This window comes from Metabacillus litoralis (assembly GCF_003667825.1).
GTDB lineage: Bacteria > Bacillota > Bacilli > Bacillales > Bacillaceae > Metabacillus > Metabacillus litoralis_B.
The window spans coordinates 4,607,906-4,623,924 of record NZ_CP033043.1 but is presented as its reverse complement, the minus strand read 5'-3'; the positions used below and the strand labels follow the sequence as shown (position 1 = coordinate 4,623,924).

Here is a 16,019-nt window from a genome sequence, read left to right as displayed (position 1 = left end):
GAGTTTATGTAAACATTACCAATGTAAACAAAAAAACCAATAGAAAAACCTTCTTAGCATTAGTAAGAAGGTTTTTCAATAACTCCCGTTTCACTTTGACTTTGCATATCAGAGTAAAATCCTCGTTCTTCTAGTAATTGTTTATGTGTTCCTTTTTCAATAATTTTCCCATCTTTTAAAACGATAATTTGATCAGCCATTTTGATTGTGTTTAATCGATGAGCAATGACAAAGGTTGTTCTTCCCTCCATCAACCTCGATAACGCTTCTTGAATTCGTAGTTCTGTAATCGTATCAATACTGCTCGTCGCCTCATCTAGAATTAATATTTTCGGGTCAGCAAGCATTGCTCTAGCAATAGCCAGTAGTTGTTTCTGACCATGACTAATTCCATTTCCGTCATGTTGAATGAGTGAATGATATTGCTTCGGCAGCCTCTTTATAAATGATTCTGCATTAGCAAGCTTTGCTGCTTCCATAACTTCCTCATCAGATGCATCCATTCTCCCATACCTAATGTTGTCTAAAATTGTCCCTTTAAAAAGAAAGGTATCCTGCAGAACGAACGCCATTTGACTTCTTAAGCTGTCCCTGCTTATTTGGTTTATATTTTTCCCATCAATGTATATCGAACCTTGGTCAGCATCATAAAAACGGGCTATTAAATTAATAATAGTTGTCTTCCCGGCACCTGTTGGCCCTACTAGAGCAACGGTGTCTCCAGGATGTGCAAGAATATTCACATCCTCTATTGTTTGCTTATCCTCTCCTTGTTCGTACGAGAAGCAAACAGCTTTAAAGCGGACCTCTCCATTTAAATCGGTAACAGTCATTGAAGAGCTTGAATCCTTTTCTTTTTCCTCATCAAGAATATCAAACACTCTTTCAGCTCCCGCTATTGCTGATAATAACGTATTAAATTGGTTTGCCAAGTCATTTAATGGTCGCGTGAATTGTCTTGCGTATTCTGCAAAAATGACAATCGTACCTATAGTAATCATACCATTCAGAGCAAACAGCCCACCAACTCCCGCTATGATAGCAAAGCTAAGGTTATTGAGCATATTCATAACCTTAGGAATAAAACCTGAAATCGTTTGAGCCCAAAACCCTGATTTTCTTAAGTTATTACTCTTGTCTATAAAGCTTTCGATTACCTTTTGTTCTTGCGAATAGGCTTTGATCATCTTCTGCCCTGATATTACTTCCTCAATATAACCATTAAGTTCACCTAAACGTTGTTGCTGCTGCTTAAAAAGACTTCCGGTACGTCTAGTAATCCACTTCATACCGATAACCATAAGAGGGATAATCAATAAAGTAATAAGCGTTAATAAGGGACTTAACCATAACATAACTGTCACTGTTCCAATTAAGGTCAATAGACTTGAAAAGATTTGAATAACTGAGCTATTTAAGGTTGAGCTAACATTTTCAATATCATTTGTCACTCGACTCATTAGTTCCCCATGCTGTCGTTTATCGAAAAATGAAATAGGAAGGTAATGGAGATGGTTAAACAAATTTGACCTCATTTTATTTACTGTATATTGTGAGATACCAATCATCCAGTAATTTTGCAGGAATAAGGATATTGAATGGAGTATGAAAACGGCTATAAGCCCCATAACCATGAAAGTCAAACCATCAGTTGCTAATGTAACAATATGTTCATCAATTGTTTTTCCAATTAAATATGGCCCTAACAACCCTAAGACTGAGCTTAAAATAACCATAACCAGCACAAGGAAAAACTGACCCTTTTTTTCGGATAAATATCTCCAAATCCTAAAGACCGTTTGCAACCCCTCTTTAAACCCGACTTTTCGCTTTTTCATTTGCGGATTGTGGTTATCCAGGGACATTCTCTCATACTTAAATGGGCTAGTTAGATGCTTCAACATTGGGCACCTCCTCCATCATTTGCGAACGATAGATTTTTTGATAGAGAGGGGAGCTTTCTAATAACTCATGATGATGTCCATAAGCTACTACCTTCCCTTCATCCAACAATAGAATATGATCAGCCTCTTGTGCTGTACTAATTTTTTGGGTAATAAGTAAAGTCGTGCAGGTATAGTTCTTTAAAGCATTCAGTAATTTCTTTTCTGTTTTCACATCAAGGGCGCTCGTACTGTCATCTAACAAAAGAATTTTTGGTCTGCGGACAAAAGCTCTTGCGACAGATAATCTTTGTTTTTGTCCACCTGAAAGGTTGACCCCTTTTTGCCCTATTTTTGTTTCATACTGATTAGGTAGCTTGATAATTGTTTCGTGAATTTGTGCCGCTTTTGCTGCTTCAATGATCTCTTCGTATGAAGCATGCTCTTTCCCCCACGCTATATTGTCCTTTACTGACCCAGAGAATAGTACGGCTTCCTGAGGAACTAAGCCTATCTGATTACGCAAACACTCAATATCCATGCTTTCAGCTGAAACTTCATCGATTAAGATCTTCCCAGAGTCTACTTCATATAATCTTGGAATTAACTGAAAAAGAGATGACTTCCCAGACCCAGTGCCACCCATTACCGCAACCGTGTCACCTGCTTCCACATGAAAAGAAATATCTTTTAATACTCTTTCACTAGTTCCAGGATAAACAAATGAAACATGACTAAAATAGATACTTCCGTCTTGGAGTAAAACCTGTTTCCCCACAGACTCTTCTTCCCCTCCATCTGTTTCTAAAACTTCCATCACACGTGAAGCTGAAGCACGAGAGCGTGAAAGAAACATAACAATAAAGGAAAACATCGATAAAGCTGCTGTTGTTCTTAGTCCATAGTTGACAATTGCAACCACTTCACCTACCTGAACATTTCCACTTGCAACCTGTACTTGACCGTTCCATAAAATGTAGATAATCCCGATATTCATAATAAGAAGCAAGATCGGCATTGCCATTTCAATCATTCGCAATGCTTTTGTTGTTGAATTCCTTAATGAATCAGTGGCTTTTGTAAAACGTTCAATTTCGTGACCTCTACGAACATAAGCCTTAATTAACCTCATCCCCATTAGATTCTCTCTTAACACATCATTCACAGCATCTAATTTAGCTTGAACCTTTTTAAATAAACCACTACCTTTTTTCATAATCCAAATAAGTAGAATAATAACAAATGGAATAACAAACGCAAAGACTGTTGCTAAAGCAGTGTTTACAAAAAAGGACATAATTACTGAGCCAATAACAAGAAGTGGGGCTCTTAACATGATTCTAAGTCCCATAAACAGCGTATTTTGTAGCTGTGTAATATCATTAGTCATTCTTGTAATAAGAGATGATGCTGGAAACTTACTTAGCTTCTCAAAAGTAAAGGATTGAACCTTTACAAACAACTGTTTTCTTATATCAAAACCAAAGCCTTGACTAACGTGTGCAGCATAAAAAGAATTAATAATGCCTGAAGCAAACGCGAGGAAAGACAAAGCCAACATCACGGCGCCCCAAAATGTAACGACCGAATAGTCCTCTTTAAGTATTCCATCATCAATAATTTTTGCCATTAACAAAGGTTGTAACAACTCCACTGTTAACTCAGCTAACATTAATAGCAATGCAACGACCATTGGTATTTTGTATGGATGTAGAAATGATTTTAATTTTATCATTGTATGTAGTGCCCCCAGATAATAGTAAGAGATCAATAATGAATCCAGCTTACTTTAAGTATATTGTCTACACTTTGGATAACGAGCAATAAGTTTCATATCATTTTATGTTTCATCACTACTATTTATTAGAATAATAATCAATAGTGTTAAGTATCTTTAAATGCGTTAGTGATAATTTTACCTTGAAACAAGATTACATGAAAAAAATAATAGGATGATTGAAGATAGATTCTTATCTCAAATTAACATTGTTTCAACTAGCACTCATAATATTCAGCAAAATACCTATAATAAGTAACAACATTTTACATTGTGAGGTATGAGATGAGTCCAAGCATAACTGATATTATGGAAACTCAGGAGAAACTTTCAAAAATGCGTTGGGAATATTACCAACATGATATTATTTTTAGCTTTCAATGGTGGTTCCTTATTGTTACGTTCATTATTTTATTTATTGTATGGATACGTTTATTAGACAAAAGCAGACTGCTAACGATTCTTTTGTTTGGGTTCATCACATTAAATATCGTAACCTTTTTGGACACTCTTGGAGGGGAGCTACAAATTTGGGAATATCCAAAAATGATTCTACCTTGGGGTCCAAGAATCTTATGCATTGACCTAATGATTTCCATTTATTTTATGCTACTTTATCAATTTTTCACCAAATGGAGATCCTACATTTTCGCCTCTATCGTCCTAGCTGCAGTCTTCTCATTTATTTTCGAACCAATAGCTAAGCTTCTAGGTATCTATATACCAATAAGTTGGTCTCATTTATACTCATTTCCCATCTATATCCTCTTAGCCATTAGCATTAGATATCTTATTGAAAAGTTAATCACAATAAATAACCTCACAAAAGGCTGACTCATTATTCGAATCAGCCTTTCACGATTAGTGGGATTTTTATCTTTATATTTATGGTATTTTCAATATATTGAATGGATAATCGACCATTATGTGACTTTACTAAATTAGAGATAATAAAGGTCCCTAAACCTTGATGACCTTTCCCCTTTGATGTTGTACCGAACTTTTCAAATAAATCATCTATTTCGTTCTTATTAGTAAAGATAGCATGATTCATGATTTCAAGAATATAAATTCCACCATGACTTTCTGTTTTAAAAGTAACAGAGGAGTGATTATAGATAGCGTGATAACTCTGTGAAGCCTCAACAGCATTTTCTAAGAGATTTGTAATCAATTGAACCTGGTAAACTGACTCCATAGGTAATGATGAGACTGGTACATTAAATTTATATTCAATATCTGTTCCTGCTTGTTCTGCTAATTGTTTATATTTTAATAAAATGGAAGAAATATGAGCATCCTCCCCTTTTATTACCTGGTTGACCCCATCATATTCACCAAGCAGGGTGCGAAAGTATTCCTTTGCTTTATGATTCTTATCATGTTCTATAAGAAAATCTAAAGCACTAACATGCTTTAGAAAATCATGTCGTTGTGATCTTACGGTTAAAAAATGTTGATTCATCTCTTCCAATTTTTTTGACAACTGCTGAAGCTCATACTGTCCTTTTACTTCTAAAGGCAGCTTCCTTAACCTAACAACTTCACAAACAAACATCCCGATTACGGAAATGATTTGAGAAGTTTCCTGTACCGTTGTTATGATAACTGCTAAAAATAATACTTGAAGAACGATTAAGTAACTAGTCTTTTTAAAAGATAAAGTGGATAGAGAAAACGGAAGCAATTTGATTTCTTTACGATGTAACATGATAACCGCTAGATGAATCCCAAACAAAAGTATCACCATTAGATGATGTTGAGTTATGAATAGTTTTAAATATGCAATTAAATATAAACTGCATAGAAACACGATATATAAAATAGAATTCACAAGCTTACTCCTAGTTATAAAATTGATCTTGTAGTTTATCGAGACTTGATTTTGTAATAATAGCTGTATTCTTTGTTTTTTGAAAATGAACGGTGTAGGAGTTTTTTGTATATAATGAAAAGTTCTTCACATAATGAATATTAATAATAAACCCTCTATGAGAACGAACAAAATGTGAACCCGCTAGCTCTTCTTCCAACTCATTTAATGTTTGATAGGTAGAAAACTCGCCTTCATGTGTATAAATGGTTGTCGATCTTCCCGTCCTTTCAATATAAATAATTCCTTTCTTATCAATAAAAAAAATGTCAGATTTATTTTTAAGCACCAGCTTTGTTTTATCAGCTACCTCTTTTTTCTTTTGCAATCGTTTAATTCCTCTAAGCAATCTTTCTTTAGAAAATGGTTTCATAATATAATCCAAAACATCTAACTCAAAGGCATGTACCGCATATCCACTATGACCGGTTACAAATATCACCTTTATATCCATTGCGTAGCTGTGTATAAAATCGGCTAATTCATATCCTGATAACTCCGGCATTTCAATGTCAGTAATAAGTAAATCAATATCCTCACTTTTAATTAATTTGTAGGCTTCCTCTGAGTTATTCGTCGAAAAGACAATATCAATATCAGCTTCCTTCGAAAGCGTGATCTGCAATTTCTCTAAATCATATTTTTGGTCATCAACTAAACCAACTTTTATCATATGCGCACTCTTCCATAGAATTTTTTACCAATATTTTATCATGTTCATGAAAGAAATTGGCATTTTCACGACAAAAAAAGGAAGTTTCACGACAGGATGGATGTTTTTACTATGCTGAACTCTTATGATTGTAATAGATTAAGGGAATCAAGGAGGAAAAAGGATGATCAGGATAAATCATGTTTCAAGATCCTTTAAAGATAAAAAGAAATCCATACAGGCAGTAAATAATATTACGTGTGAAATCCGTAAAGGAGATGTAGTTGGGTTACTTGGGGAAAACGGTGCAGGAAAAACAACTCTCCTTAGGATGATATCGACTATGTTAGAGCCAACAGAGGGCAGCATTATGATTGACGGAATTGATATTCATAAAGAACCTATGAAAATTAAAGGGCGGATTGGTGTTCTATTCGGAAGTGAGACTGGACTTTATGATCGTTTATCAGCCCGTGAAAATCTTGCCTATTTTGCAAAGCTCCACGGGTTAAGTAAAAATGAAACCGAAAATCGAATTCATCAGCTTGCCGTTCGATTTGGTATGAAGGAATATATAGATCGAAAGGTTGGAGGCTTTTCAAAAGGCATGCGTCAAAAAGTCACGATAGCTAGAACCCTTATCCACAACCCGGAGATCATTTTATTAGACGAACCCACAACAGGATTAGATATTACCTCAGCAAATATGTTTCGAGAACTTATTCATCAGCTTAGACGTGAGGGGAAAACCATTATTTTCTCCAGTCACATTATGGAAGAGGTAAAACAGCTTTGCCAATCTATTATTATGATTCATAAAGGAGAAATGATTTATAACGGATCTACCGAGGACTTATACAAGCAAGAAGAAAGTGATGATTTAAACTACATTTTTATGTCTCGTATTATTAGGGGGAATGAATAATGACTTGGCATGTTTTTATAAAAGAACTGAAAGATTCAATGAGAGATCGTAAAACCATTATGCTCAGCGTCATGCTACCAATATTATTTAACATTGGGTTATTGTTTTTTATGGAAAAGATCATTATGGATGATTCTGTTGAACAAGTAAACGTTGCAGTGGAGCAGAATACGGATAAACTCGTTTTAGATTGGCTGGAGGAATTAGACGAAATCGAAATCGTTTCTACGGATAATCCTGTTCATTTAGTAGAAGAGGGCGAAGCATTAGTTGCTATTTCTGCCGATGAAAATTTCAGTCTGAAGTTAGAAAACAATGAAATTCCTGAAGTAATTGTTCAAGCTGATCCAACTAGCACAAAAGGAGGAAGCACCCAGGATTTAATTGCAAATACGCTAGCTTTAAAACAACAAGAGTATATTCAGCAATACCTAGTTGAAAGTAATATTGATCCAACATCTTTAGAGCCTTTTAAAATCAACATCAAAAGCATGAGTGAAGGCGATGATACGTCACTTTACTTAATTTCGATCTTTGCTCAGCTTATTATCGTATTAGCCGTTTTAATGGGAGGACTACCAGCAGCAAATGATTTATTTGCAGGAGAGAAAGAACGTAAAACAATGGAAGCTTTACTAATGACTCCAGTTAATCGTCTTCATATTATCATTGGTAAATGGCTAGCTATAAGCACATTAAGTATGGTGAGTGGAATTTTCTCTGTCATTACCTTCATTATTGGGGTAAATGTCTTTACAGAAAACCTTGCAGATGCATTACAATTGGATGAAAATATAGGATTTTTCACGATCAGCTTATTAGTCGGTATTATCTTCTTTGCATTATTAATCTCAAGTTTACAAATGCTTATCAGCTTAATGGCAAACAACTTAAAAGAAGCTCAAAATTATATCTCACCGATTACAACTCTGGCGATGGTTCCATACTTCATCTTAATCGGTGTCTCGGCTAATGAATTATCAACCATGCATTTTCTTATTCCATTTCTCAATATCTATGCATTAATAAAACAGTTAATTTACGGTATTTATGATACAACAAGCATATTATTAGTAGCTGGAAGCTCAGCAGCATTCATTTGTTTAACATTCTTTATAGCATATGCCATGTTCATGAAAAGCAAATGGGTGCTTGGTAAATCATAAACCACATTTTTATCGGGTGCTTCAAATATTTGAAGTGCCCTTCTTAACTTTCCCTTGAATTTTTTCCAAGTGATGACAATAATATGACTATTAGAGTCTTTTCGTACTTCGAAACAATTTATGTAAGGGAGAAAAAAACATGTCTACTGCTTCGATTCCCAAAAAGCCTGCTTCTTATCAAAAAGATTCAGGAACTGTTTATAACATTTTATTTATCATTGGTCTTTGCCATCTTTTAAACGATAGCATTCAGTCAGTTATTCCGGCAATGTTCCCTATTTTAGAGAAATCAATGGGGCTTACATTTACTCAACTAGGTCTTATTGCTTTTTCATTAAATATGGTATCGTCTGTTATGCAGCCAGTTGTAGGATTTTATACAGATAAACGCCCTATGCCCTATGCATTACCAATTGGACTAACAAGCAGTATGCTCGGTGTTCTTGGATTAGCTTTTGCTCCTTCGTTTATCACAATTCTTCTATCGGTTATTTTTATAGGCCTCGGTTCAGCTATTTTTCATCCTGAAGGTTCGAGGGTTGCTTATATGGCAGCCGGAAACCGCAGAGGGTTGGCTCAGTCTATCTACCAGGTTGGTGGAAATAGCGGTCAGGCACTTGCACCAGTTATTACAGCATTAATTCTAGTGCCATTAGGTCAGTTTGGCGCAATTTGGTTTACAGTTGTTGCCGCCCTAGCCGTTTGCTTTCTAATCTATATTGCAAAATGGTATTCTACTAAGCTATCAATTATGAAAGCTGAAAGAAAGGCAAAGCCACAAGTAGAACATAAAAGTAAATCATTATCAAAAGCAATTCGTAATGCTCTCATTATCATTATTTTCATCATTTTTGCTCGTTCTTGGTACGGAAGTGCGATCTCTAACTTCTACGCCTTTTATGCCATTGAAAAATACGACTTAACAATTGCTACCTCACAGCTATACATTTTTACTTTCCTTGTAATGGGTGCAGTTGGAACATTTCTTGGTGGTCCACTAGCAGACCGTTTCGGTAAACGTAATGTGATCCTTGTTTCTCTACTAGCTACAGTGCCGTTTACATTATTGCTGCCTTTTGTTGGCCCTACCGCTTCTCTGATCCTGCTTGGTTGCATCGGAATTATCTTGATGTCAAGCTTTTCAGTTACAGTTGTGTATGCTCAAGAGCTTGTTCCTGGGAAAATTGGAACAATGTCCGGTTTAACTGTCGGGTTAGCATTTGGTATGGGAGCAATTGGTTCAGTTGCTCTAGGGGCAATTATTGATACATTAGGATTAACAACAACAATGATTGGAGTAGCTTTACTACCTGTATTAGGTATTTTAGCTTTCTTGCTCCCTTCCGATCGTAAATTACTAGAATGGCAGCAACAATAATTAATACTTCACGAGAAGAACATCCCGAATGTTCTTCTTTTTTGCTCTCTTTAAGGACATGTTTCATATTCTTTCTTTGGTGAAGACCATTCCCCTCTTATTTTTATGCCGTTTTGGTCTTCATTACACGGATGAAGACCATTTCCCTTATTTCCCTATGCCGTTTTGGTCCTCATCCCCCTTATGAAAACCATTCTCCTCCTTTTCCCACGCTGTTTTGGTCTTCATCCCACTGATGAAGACCATTTCTCTTATTTCCATATGCCGTTTTGGTCTTCATGTTCTCCACATAACCATTTCCATCATTAAAAAATAGGATAATACTAGATTGAGTGGAAGTAATTACCTAAACTTTTAATCTAATTGTAACCTACGAAATCTTTTTCTATGTTATAACTAGATAGACGAGAAAGGGGTTGCTATATGCGAGCTTTTAAGCAAACTATTGCCACAATTGGTATCCTTTTATTATCCTTACCTATTTCTTACGTGGCAAACGCAGAATCAACAAAGGCATCTTTAGATCGTGCCAATGAACAGCTAGAGCAGAGTCAACAAACCATTCTTCAAAAAGAAAAAGAGCAACAAGCGATAAATGAAGAAGTTAAAGACATTCAAGAAAATGTACAAGCCTTAGAAAATCAGATTTCTACTAACGAAAAAAGTTTAGCTGAAGTAGAAGCCAAAATATCAGAAACACAGAAGATAATTGAAAAAAAGAAAGAGGAAATTGTCCTTTTACTTGATAAAGTATATGCACGTGAAGGAATTATGGAAAAGCGTTTAGTCGCTCTGCAACATAGTGATCGCACGACAATTGTTATTGAAACTTTAATTAACTCAGAAAGCATTGGTAATTTCTTTGAACGTGTTGGTGCAGTTGCCACTTTACTAGATGCTGATCAAAAAATAATCGATCAACAAGAAGCTGATTTAAAACAGATTGAAGAAGATAAAAAAGAAATTGATCGTCAACAACAACTTCTTCATACACAACAAAATGATCTTGAAGCTAAGAAAGCTGAACTAGAAGAAAACCGTGTAAAGAGAAATGAAGCATTAGCTATTATGCAGGAAAAATATCAGAAGCTTTCAGCAGAAATTAATCTCGCTGAAAAAGAAAAATCAACAATACAATCACAAATCACCTCTATTTCAGCTAAATTAGAAAAGGAGCAAGCTGCAGCTAAAGCAAGAGCTGTTGAATTAGCAAAGGCGAAAAAAGCTCAAGAAGAAGCACAGGCTCAGCAAACTGTTGCTCCTCCAACAAATAATAAAGACACTTCCACTGTTTCCGGAAAAGAAATGTATGTGTCTGCAACAGCCTATAGTCATGAAGATACTAAAAACGATGTTACTTATTTAGGCTATAATATAAAGAAGAATCCTAACATGAAATTAATTGCAGTAGACCCAGGCGTTATCCCACTTGGTTCAAAAGTGTGGGTTGAGGGATATGGTGTTGCAATCGCTGGTGACACAGGCGGTGCCATTATTGGTCACAAAATTGATGTTCTGATGCCATCAAGTGCAAAAGCATTACAATGGGGTCGTAAAACGGTGAAAATCGTTGTTCTAGACTAATTCTAAGTGTTAGTCCACGAAAGGATAGATAAACCAGATAGGATCTGGCTTATCTATCCTTTTGTAGTTTACAATTGAAACTTCTTTTTAAAAATTATATGATATGAATAGAAACTTGGAGATGCTCCATTTTCTTTTTTCAATTATTCTTTCAAACGACAATAAGCTCTTTATATCCCCATTTTTGAATTTAATAGAGCTCATCATATAGGTTATGTTTTTCTAGTTAATAGCTGAAATTTAAAGCCAAAGTAAGAAGTAGTTATGATCACTACTCTTATTTTGGCTTTTTTTGTTTACTTACTACTATAATAAAAGATTTCTGAAAGGTCGTGAACTATGTTTTGCTAGCATCAACAACAAGTAGTATGGGACAGGTGTTATTCAACCTCTTGATCGTGCTATCCCCCATCTATTTTTATAATTTGATCTTTACTCATTCAACTAAAAAAAGAACCGAGTTCCTAGCTGGACTAGCTTTCGGTTTAGTGTCTATTTTGAGTATGAATTTCCCTATTATATCAGGGGAAATTCAATGGAACTTAAGCTGGGTTCCGCTTGTTATCTGTGCACTATATACGGGAGGAAAATCAATACTAATATGTGGTGTGTTAGTGGTTGGATACAGTTACTATTTAGGTAAGTTTATTTTATCGGTAAATGCTTTAGTTGTTGCACTTATTCTTTTAATTCTCATAATGCTTATTAAAAAGAAATATCATCATACAAATAATAATAAAAAATTTATAGCTATACTTTGTATCTCAATCGTTACTTTTTTTATTGTGATTACTGCTAGTGAGTTACATTATTTATATATGAATCAAGTAGACCTTTTCTATCAACAAGGATTTGAGTTGTACTTACTGATGGGAGTAACCTATGTAATTGGTATACTGATTAATGCATATTTCATCGAAAGTATCTTGTCTAATCTTAAACTAGTCGAACAGGTTCATAATGCAGAGAAAATGAATACGATGAGTGAACTTGCTGCTTCTATTGCCCATGAAATACAAAATCCATTAACAGCTGTCAGGGGATTTATCCAACTCACAAAGGTAAAAGTTGATAAAGATCTTCATCATTATATCGACACTGCAATTGATGAACTTGACAAAACCGAATTAATTATTTCAGATTATCTAAACTTAGCTATACCCAAGCAAAATTCAGAGATGAAAGAATTCAACATTAACAAAGCTCTTAAAGAAGTTATTCTACTTGTACAATCATACGCTAATATAAAAGGTATAAAATTAGACCATTTTATTGAAAAGAATATTTATATAACAGTAGATCCAATTACATTTAAACAAGCAATATTAAATTTAGTAAAAAACGCAATCACAGCTACAGACGACGGAAGCGTGAAAATAGTTACTTCTTATTGTAAAAAAACGGACAAAATAAACATAAAAATTATAGATACAGGTGCAGGCATGGATACAGAGCAACTACAAATATTAGGAAAGCCATATATTACGACCAAAACGTACGGAACAGGGTTAGGTTTATTAGTGACATTTCGTTTAATTGATTCAATGGGTGGCAACCTTACTTTTGAGAGCTCAGTTAATAAAGGTACAACTGCTTGTATTGAACTTAAAGGTATAAAAAAGCCATAAAGAATAAGTCCGCTTCAAATTATACTTTTAGAGCTTACTATCCGACCTAAATGGATATAGAAAGTTCACATAAAGAAACAACAACGTGAACTTTTCTATCCATTTTATATAAACTTAGGAATTTAAGACAAACACCATAAATGACTTATCTTCTTTGAAATTCCAATCCATAAAGATATCTTTAACAGGAGATTGGAAGATATCACCGAACTTTCCATATCTATGGAAATAACTTTTCTCCAATTCATCTTTTGTAATTTTTAACTCCTCCATAAATCCTTTTTGAACAAGTGATTTTTCAATCGGTATCAGTATCCCCTTTCTCTCGATTAAATAAATCGAATCTGATAGGGGATATACATGAATTTGATCAGGAACCTTCTGAACAAGATAGCTAATTCGCGAGACTTCTTTCTCTAATTTGTTTAGATTTACATCTTGTCTTAAGGAGTATTCCTCTGTTACCTTCTCATCTAAAATGAAAATAATCACTCCAGAATTGTTGGGAAAATTCCAATCATGGTAATAATCCTCAACATCACGATCTAAAGAGACTTTCACTACTCCTTTTAATTCCTCAAGAATATGATTTATGATAACTGTTCTAGCCTTTTCAACATGATTTCTTTGCCCTTGTTGAACAAGCACCTCCTCCATAGGTGATATAAAGCCACGGATATATGTAACAAGGTATTTATCACAAAGTGTTGACTGACATGATTGCGGCCCTCTGCCGAAATTTTTCCTTAAAGCCTTACTTGTAAAGCTACTAATAGTATTCAATATATCTTGATCCATATCATCACCATACCTTCTATTCAATATCAATTTGTTTAAAACTATGTTTATTAGGTTCAGTAGGATTAAGAATAAAAAGAATGACACTTTTATCTAAGTCGAAATCCCAATCCACAAACGATTCAATAATTTGTTTATTGAGATTAGCTTCAAATTGGCTGTTGTTATGTAAAAATCCTTTTTCTAAATTTCTTTTTACTCTTTTTAAAAGATCACCATTGCCAAGTCGAATGAGTTCTTTTTCAATTCTAACAAGAATTCCATTGCGAATAACAAGTAGGGTTCTATCATTTATTTCACAGGAATAAATTTCTTCAGGTATTTTCTGGGCTTGCTTACTAATTTGAATCACTTCATAATCAATTTTTTCCTTGCCTAAATAATTCTCCTTTAATGAATCTTTAGGTGTAAATGACTCAGAGCTTATACAAGTAATCATCCCGGATTTGTTATGTAAATTCCAATCATAATAAATCTCTCGTATTTTCTTACTAGTTGATATTTCAATAAAAGCCTTTAATTCCGGAATAAGTGTATCCATTAATTTATCTCTCATTTGCATGATCGTCATGACCTGATCTTGTTCTAACAAGACACGTTCAGAAGGGGTAAGAAAATTCCTTAAGTAAATCGTGATATATGTATAACCTACTGAAGTATAAACAGATTGTGGCCCCTTACCAAAACTCTCCCGAAACATCTTACCAACATAACCACTTATATCCTTTTGTAAGCTTACTATCTCATTATCATCCATTTTTATAACTCCTCTCTCCTTCTTCGTTTAAATGTAGTATTAACGATTATTTGCTTTTCAATAAGAAAGCAGCATTGAAAATAATAAAAAAACACACTGCATCTTAGGCAGTATGTCTCAATGTATAATAATAAGTTCTGTCAGTAAGCAGCTTAAATAATCTAATTGATAATTTATATGTAATTTAAAAGAGTCAGTGGTAGCCATTCTCTCTAGTAACACTTTGGCATCCTCAATATCCCTCAGCATTTCACATATTAATTCTGTGAGCGAGGCAACCATATCAATGAATAGCTGTTTTTCAATATGTTCTAGTTTCATCAAGGCTGATGTTTGCTTCATAACATTAATAATATCTGAATGAGTATTTGCTATAGGATGTATAAAATTAGAAAGTTCTTTCTCCTGTTGACACACAATCTGCTTCATATCTCCAATAAGCTGAGCTACTTCACATAACATGACAGTTGTCATTTTGTTTATGGCTTTTAGAGATTGTAAATATTCAAAGTTATGATGATTATCTTGCTTTATCATGTTGTAACGAACTCCTATTCCAAAAAAACTAACACAAACATAAAAAGCCAAAATAGCAAAAAGAAATATTCTTTTTGCTATTTTGGCTTATGCTTAGCTTATTTTCTAAATCATTTCTACCAAATTATATTAAATTATCTTAATTTATAGTTGAATAATATTGTAATAATTTCGTATAAAGAAAAGCATTATTCTCTTTTCTTCTTAATTTAATAATATAAAATAATCAAATGAAAGTAAACAACTTACTGCAAATAAAAGAAAATATAGCTTGTATCATCCTTATAGTCCCAAATCATAAATATATCCTCTATAACTGTAGAAAAAATTGATTCAAAAACCTCCTTTTGTTTAATAAAGGAGTTCTTAATATCATTGGAGCGCTCGTGTAGCAACTCTATATGGCCTTTGCGGTACAAAACTTTCTCAATTTGAATTAATGACCCTCGACATTCTACAGCATACATATTTTGATTCATTCTAATGATTTCTACCCTACTTGGTACTTTATATATTTCCTCGCTCACCGAAATTATTCCGTTAAAAAGCTTCTCCTTTAGTGTTGGAGGTACTGTTGTCTCGGACCATTTTTTAGATTCACTATTCTCCAAAATCATTATTCCCGTGTTTCTTTCAAAATTCCAATCCTCATAATAAGAATCAAAAGAAATACCAAGGCAATCATGTGCTTCTTTGGAAAATTCAAAGAATACTTCTTCCATAACAGCTGACCTGAATCTCTGTAATAGGCTTACATTGTTATTCTTTAACAAAACATCTTCAGCAGGAGTTCTATATTTTTTTATAAAGATGACTAATCTGTTTGAATGCAATGTAACGTAACAAGTTTCAGGTCCTTTTCCAAACCTTTGCTTTAAAAGCTTACTTAATGTACTACTAAGAAGAAGGAGGTCTTCTTGATAGTAATTATTAACTTTTTTCATTTTATGTCCTCCTTAGAATGATATTTAAAGCGCTAATCAACATTCAATACAATTTATTCCATATAAACATAAAAAGGCCTAACTTCAATATAGAAGTTAGGCCATGGACAGACAGCT

Annotated in this window: 14 protein-coding genes; 6 read left to right on the top strand and 8 right to left on the bottom strand. The window is 34.0% G+C overall.

The window, feature by feature from the left end:
• Positions 1-59 precede the first annotated feature (59 nt).
• Positions 60-1,904 carry an ABC transporter ATP-binding protein gene (locus tag D9842_RS22520; RefSeq protein ID WP_121664410.1) on the bottom strand — a complete coding sequence of 615 codons (1,845 nt, stop codon included), beginning with the start codon at positions 1,902-1,904 and terminating at the stop codon, positions 60-62.
• Positions 1,885-3,618 carry an ABC transporter ATP-binding protein gene (locus D9842_RS22515; RefSeq protein WP_121664409.1) on the bottom strand — a complete coding sequence of 578 codons (1,734 nt, stop codon included), beginning with the start codon at positions 3,616-3,618 and terminating at the stop codon, positions 1,885-1,887. Before D9842_RS22515 ends, D9842_RS22520 begins: the two co-directional genes overlap by 20 nt.
• Positions 3,619-3,945: 327 nt before the next feature.
• Between D9842_RS22515 and D9842_RS22510 the strand changes: the two genes are divergently transcribed.
• Positions 3,946-4,494, top strand: a complete 549-nt coding sequence (locus tag D9842_RS22510) for a CBO0543 family protein (RefSeq protein WP_121664408.1) — start codon at positions 3,946-3,948, stop codon at positions 4,492-4,494.
• 13 nt (positions 4,495-4,507) lie between these two features.
• Here D9842_RS22510 and D9842_RS22505 read toward each other — a convergent pair whose 3' ends face one another.
• Together D9842_RS22505 and D9842_RS22500 are read right to left on the bottom strand one after the other, a co-directional pair.
• Positions 4,508-5,494 (bottom strand): sensor histidine kinase, encoded by a 987-nt coding sequence (locus tag D9842_RS22505; RefSeq protein ID WP_121664407.1) that lies wholly within the window; start codon positions 5,492-5,494, stop codon positions 4,508-4,510.
• A 10-nt stretch (positions 5,495-5,504) separates the two neighbouring features.
• Entirely contained in the window at positions 5,505-6,206 is a 702-nt protein-coding gene (locus D9842_RS22500) for a LytR/AlgR family response regulator transcription factor (RefSeq protein WP_121664406.1), read from the bottom strand.
• Between the two features lie 163 nt (positions 6,207-6,369).
• Between D9842_RS22500 and D9842_RS22495 the strand changes: the two genes are divergently transcribed.
• The 5 genes from D9842_RS22495 (at position 6,370) to D9842_RS22475 (ending at position 12,866) form a co-directional block, all read left to right on the top strand.
• Positions 6,370-7,110, top strand: coding sequence for an ATP-binding cassette domain-containing protein (locus D9842_RS22495; protein ID WP_121664405.1), 741 nt, complete (start codon positions 6,370-6,372; stop codon positions 7,108-7,110).
• Entirely contained in the window at positions 7,110-8,276 is a 1,167-nt protein-coding gene (locus D9842_RS22490; protein WP_121664404.1) for an ABC transporter permease, read from the top strand. The genes D9842_RS22495 and D9842_RS22490 overlap by 1 nt, the downstream gene beginning before the upstream one ends.
• A 139-nt stretch (positions 8,277-8,415) precedes the next feature.
• Positions 8,416-9,654 (top strand): MFS transporter, encoded by a 1,239-nt coding sequence (locus D9842_RS22485; protein WP_121664403.1) that lies wholly within the window; start codon positions 8,416-8,418, stop codon positions 9,652-9,654.
• Between the two features lie 423 nt (positions 9,655-10,077).
• Entirely contained in the window at positions 10,078-11,238 is a 1,161-nt protein-coding gene (locus D9842_RS22480) for a 3D domain-containing protein (protein WP_121664402.1), read from the top strand.
• Positions 11,239-11,741: 503 nt separating this feature from the next.
• Entirely contained in the window at positions 11,742-12,866 is a 1,125-nt protein-coding gene (locus D9842_RS22475) for a sensor histidine kinase (RefSeq protein WP_257535936.1), read from the top strand.
• A 114-nt stretch (positions 12,867-12,980) separates the two neighbouring features.
• On the opposite strand, the gene D9842_RS22470 is transcribed toward D9842_RS22475, so the two are convergent.
• The 4 genes from D9842_RS22470 to D9842_RS22455 all read right to left on the bottom strand — a co-directional run bounded on the left by D9842_RS22470 (position 12,981) and on the right by D9842_RS22455 (position 15,902).
• Positions 12,981-13,664, bottom strand: a complete 684-nt coding sequence (locus D9842_RS22470; RefSeq protein WP_121664400.1) for a Na-translocating system protein MpsC family protein — start codon at positions 13,662-13,664, stop codon at positions 12,981-12,983.
• Between the two features lie 16 nt (positions 13,665-13,680).
• Positions 13,681-14,421, bottom strand: coding sequence for a Na-translocating system protein MpsC family protein (locus tag D9842_RS22465; protein ID WP_121664399.1), 741 nt, complete (start codon positions 14,419-14,421; stop codon positions 13,681-13,683).
• A 117-nt stretch (positions 14,422-14,538) separates the two neighbouring features.
• Positions 14,539-14,958, bottom strand: a complete 420-nt coding sequence (locus tag D9842_RS22460) for a hypothetical protein (protein ID WP_121664398.1) — start codon at positions 14,956-14,958, stop codon at positions 14,539-14,541.
• A gap of 245 nt (positions 14,959-15,203) precedes the next feature.
• A complete protein-coding gene (locus D9842_RS22455; protein WP_121664397.1) occupies positions 15,204-15,902 on the bottom strand; it encodes a Na-translocating system protein MpsC family protein in 699 nt (232 codons plus the stop codon).
• Positions 15,903-16,019 lie beyond the last annotated feature (117 nt).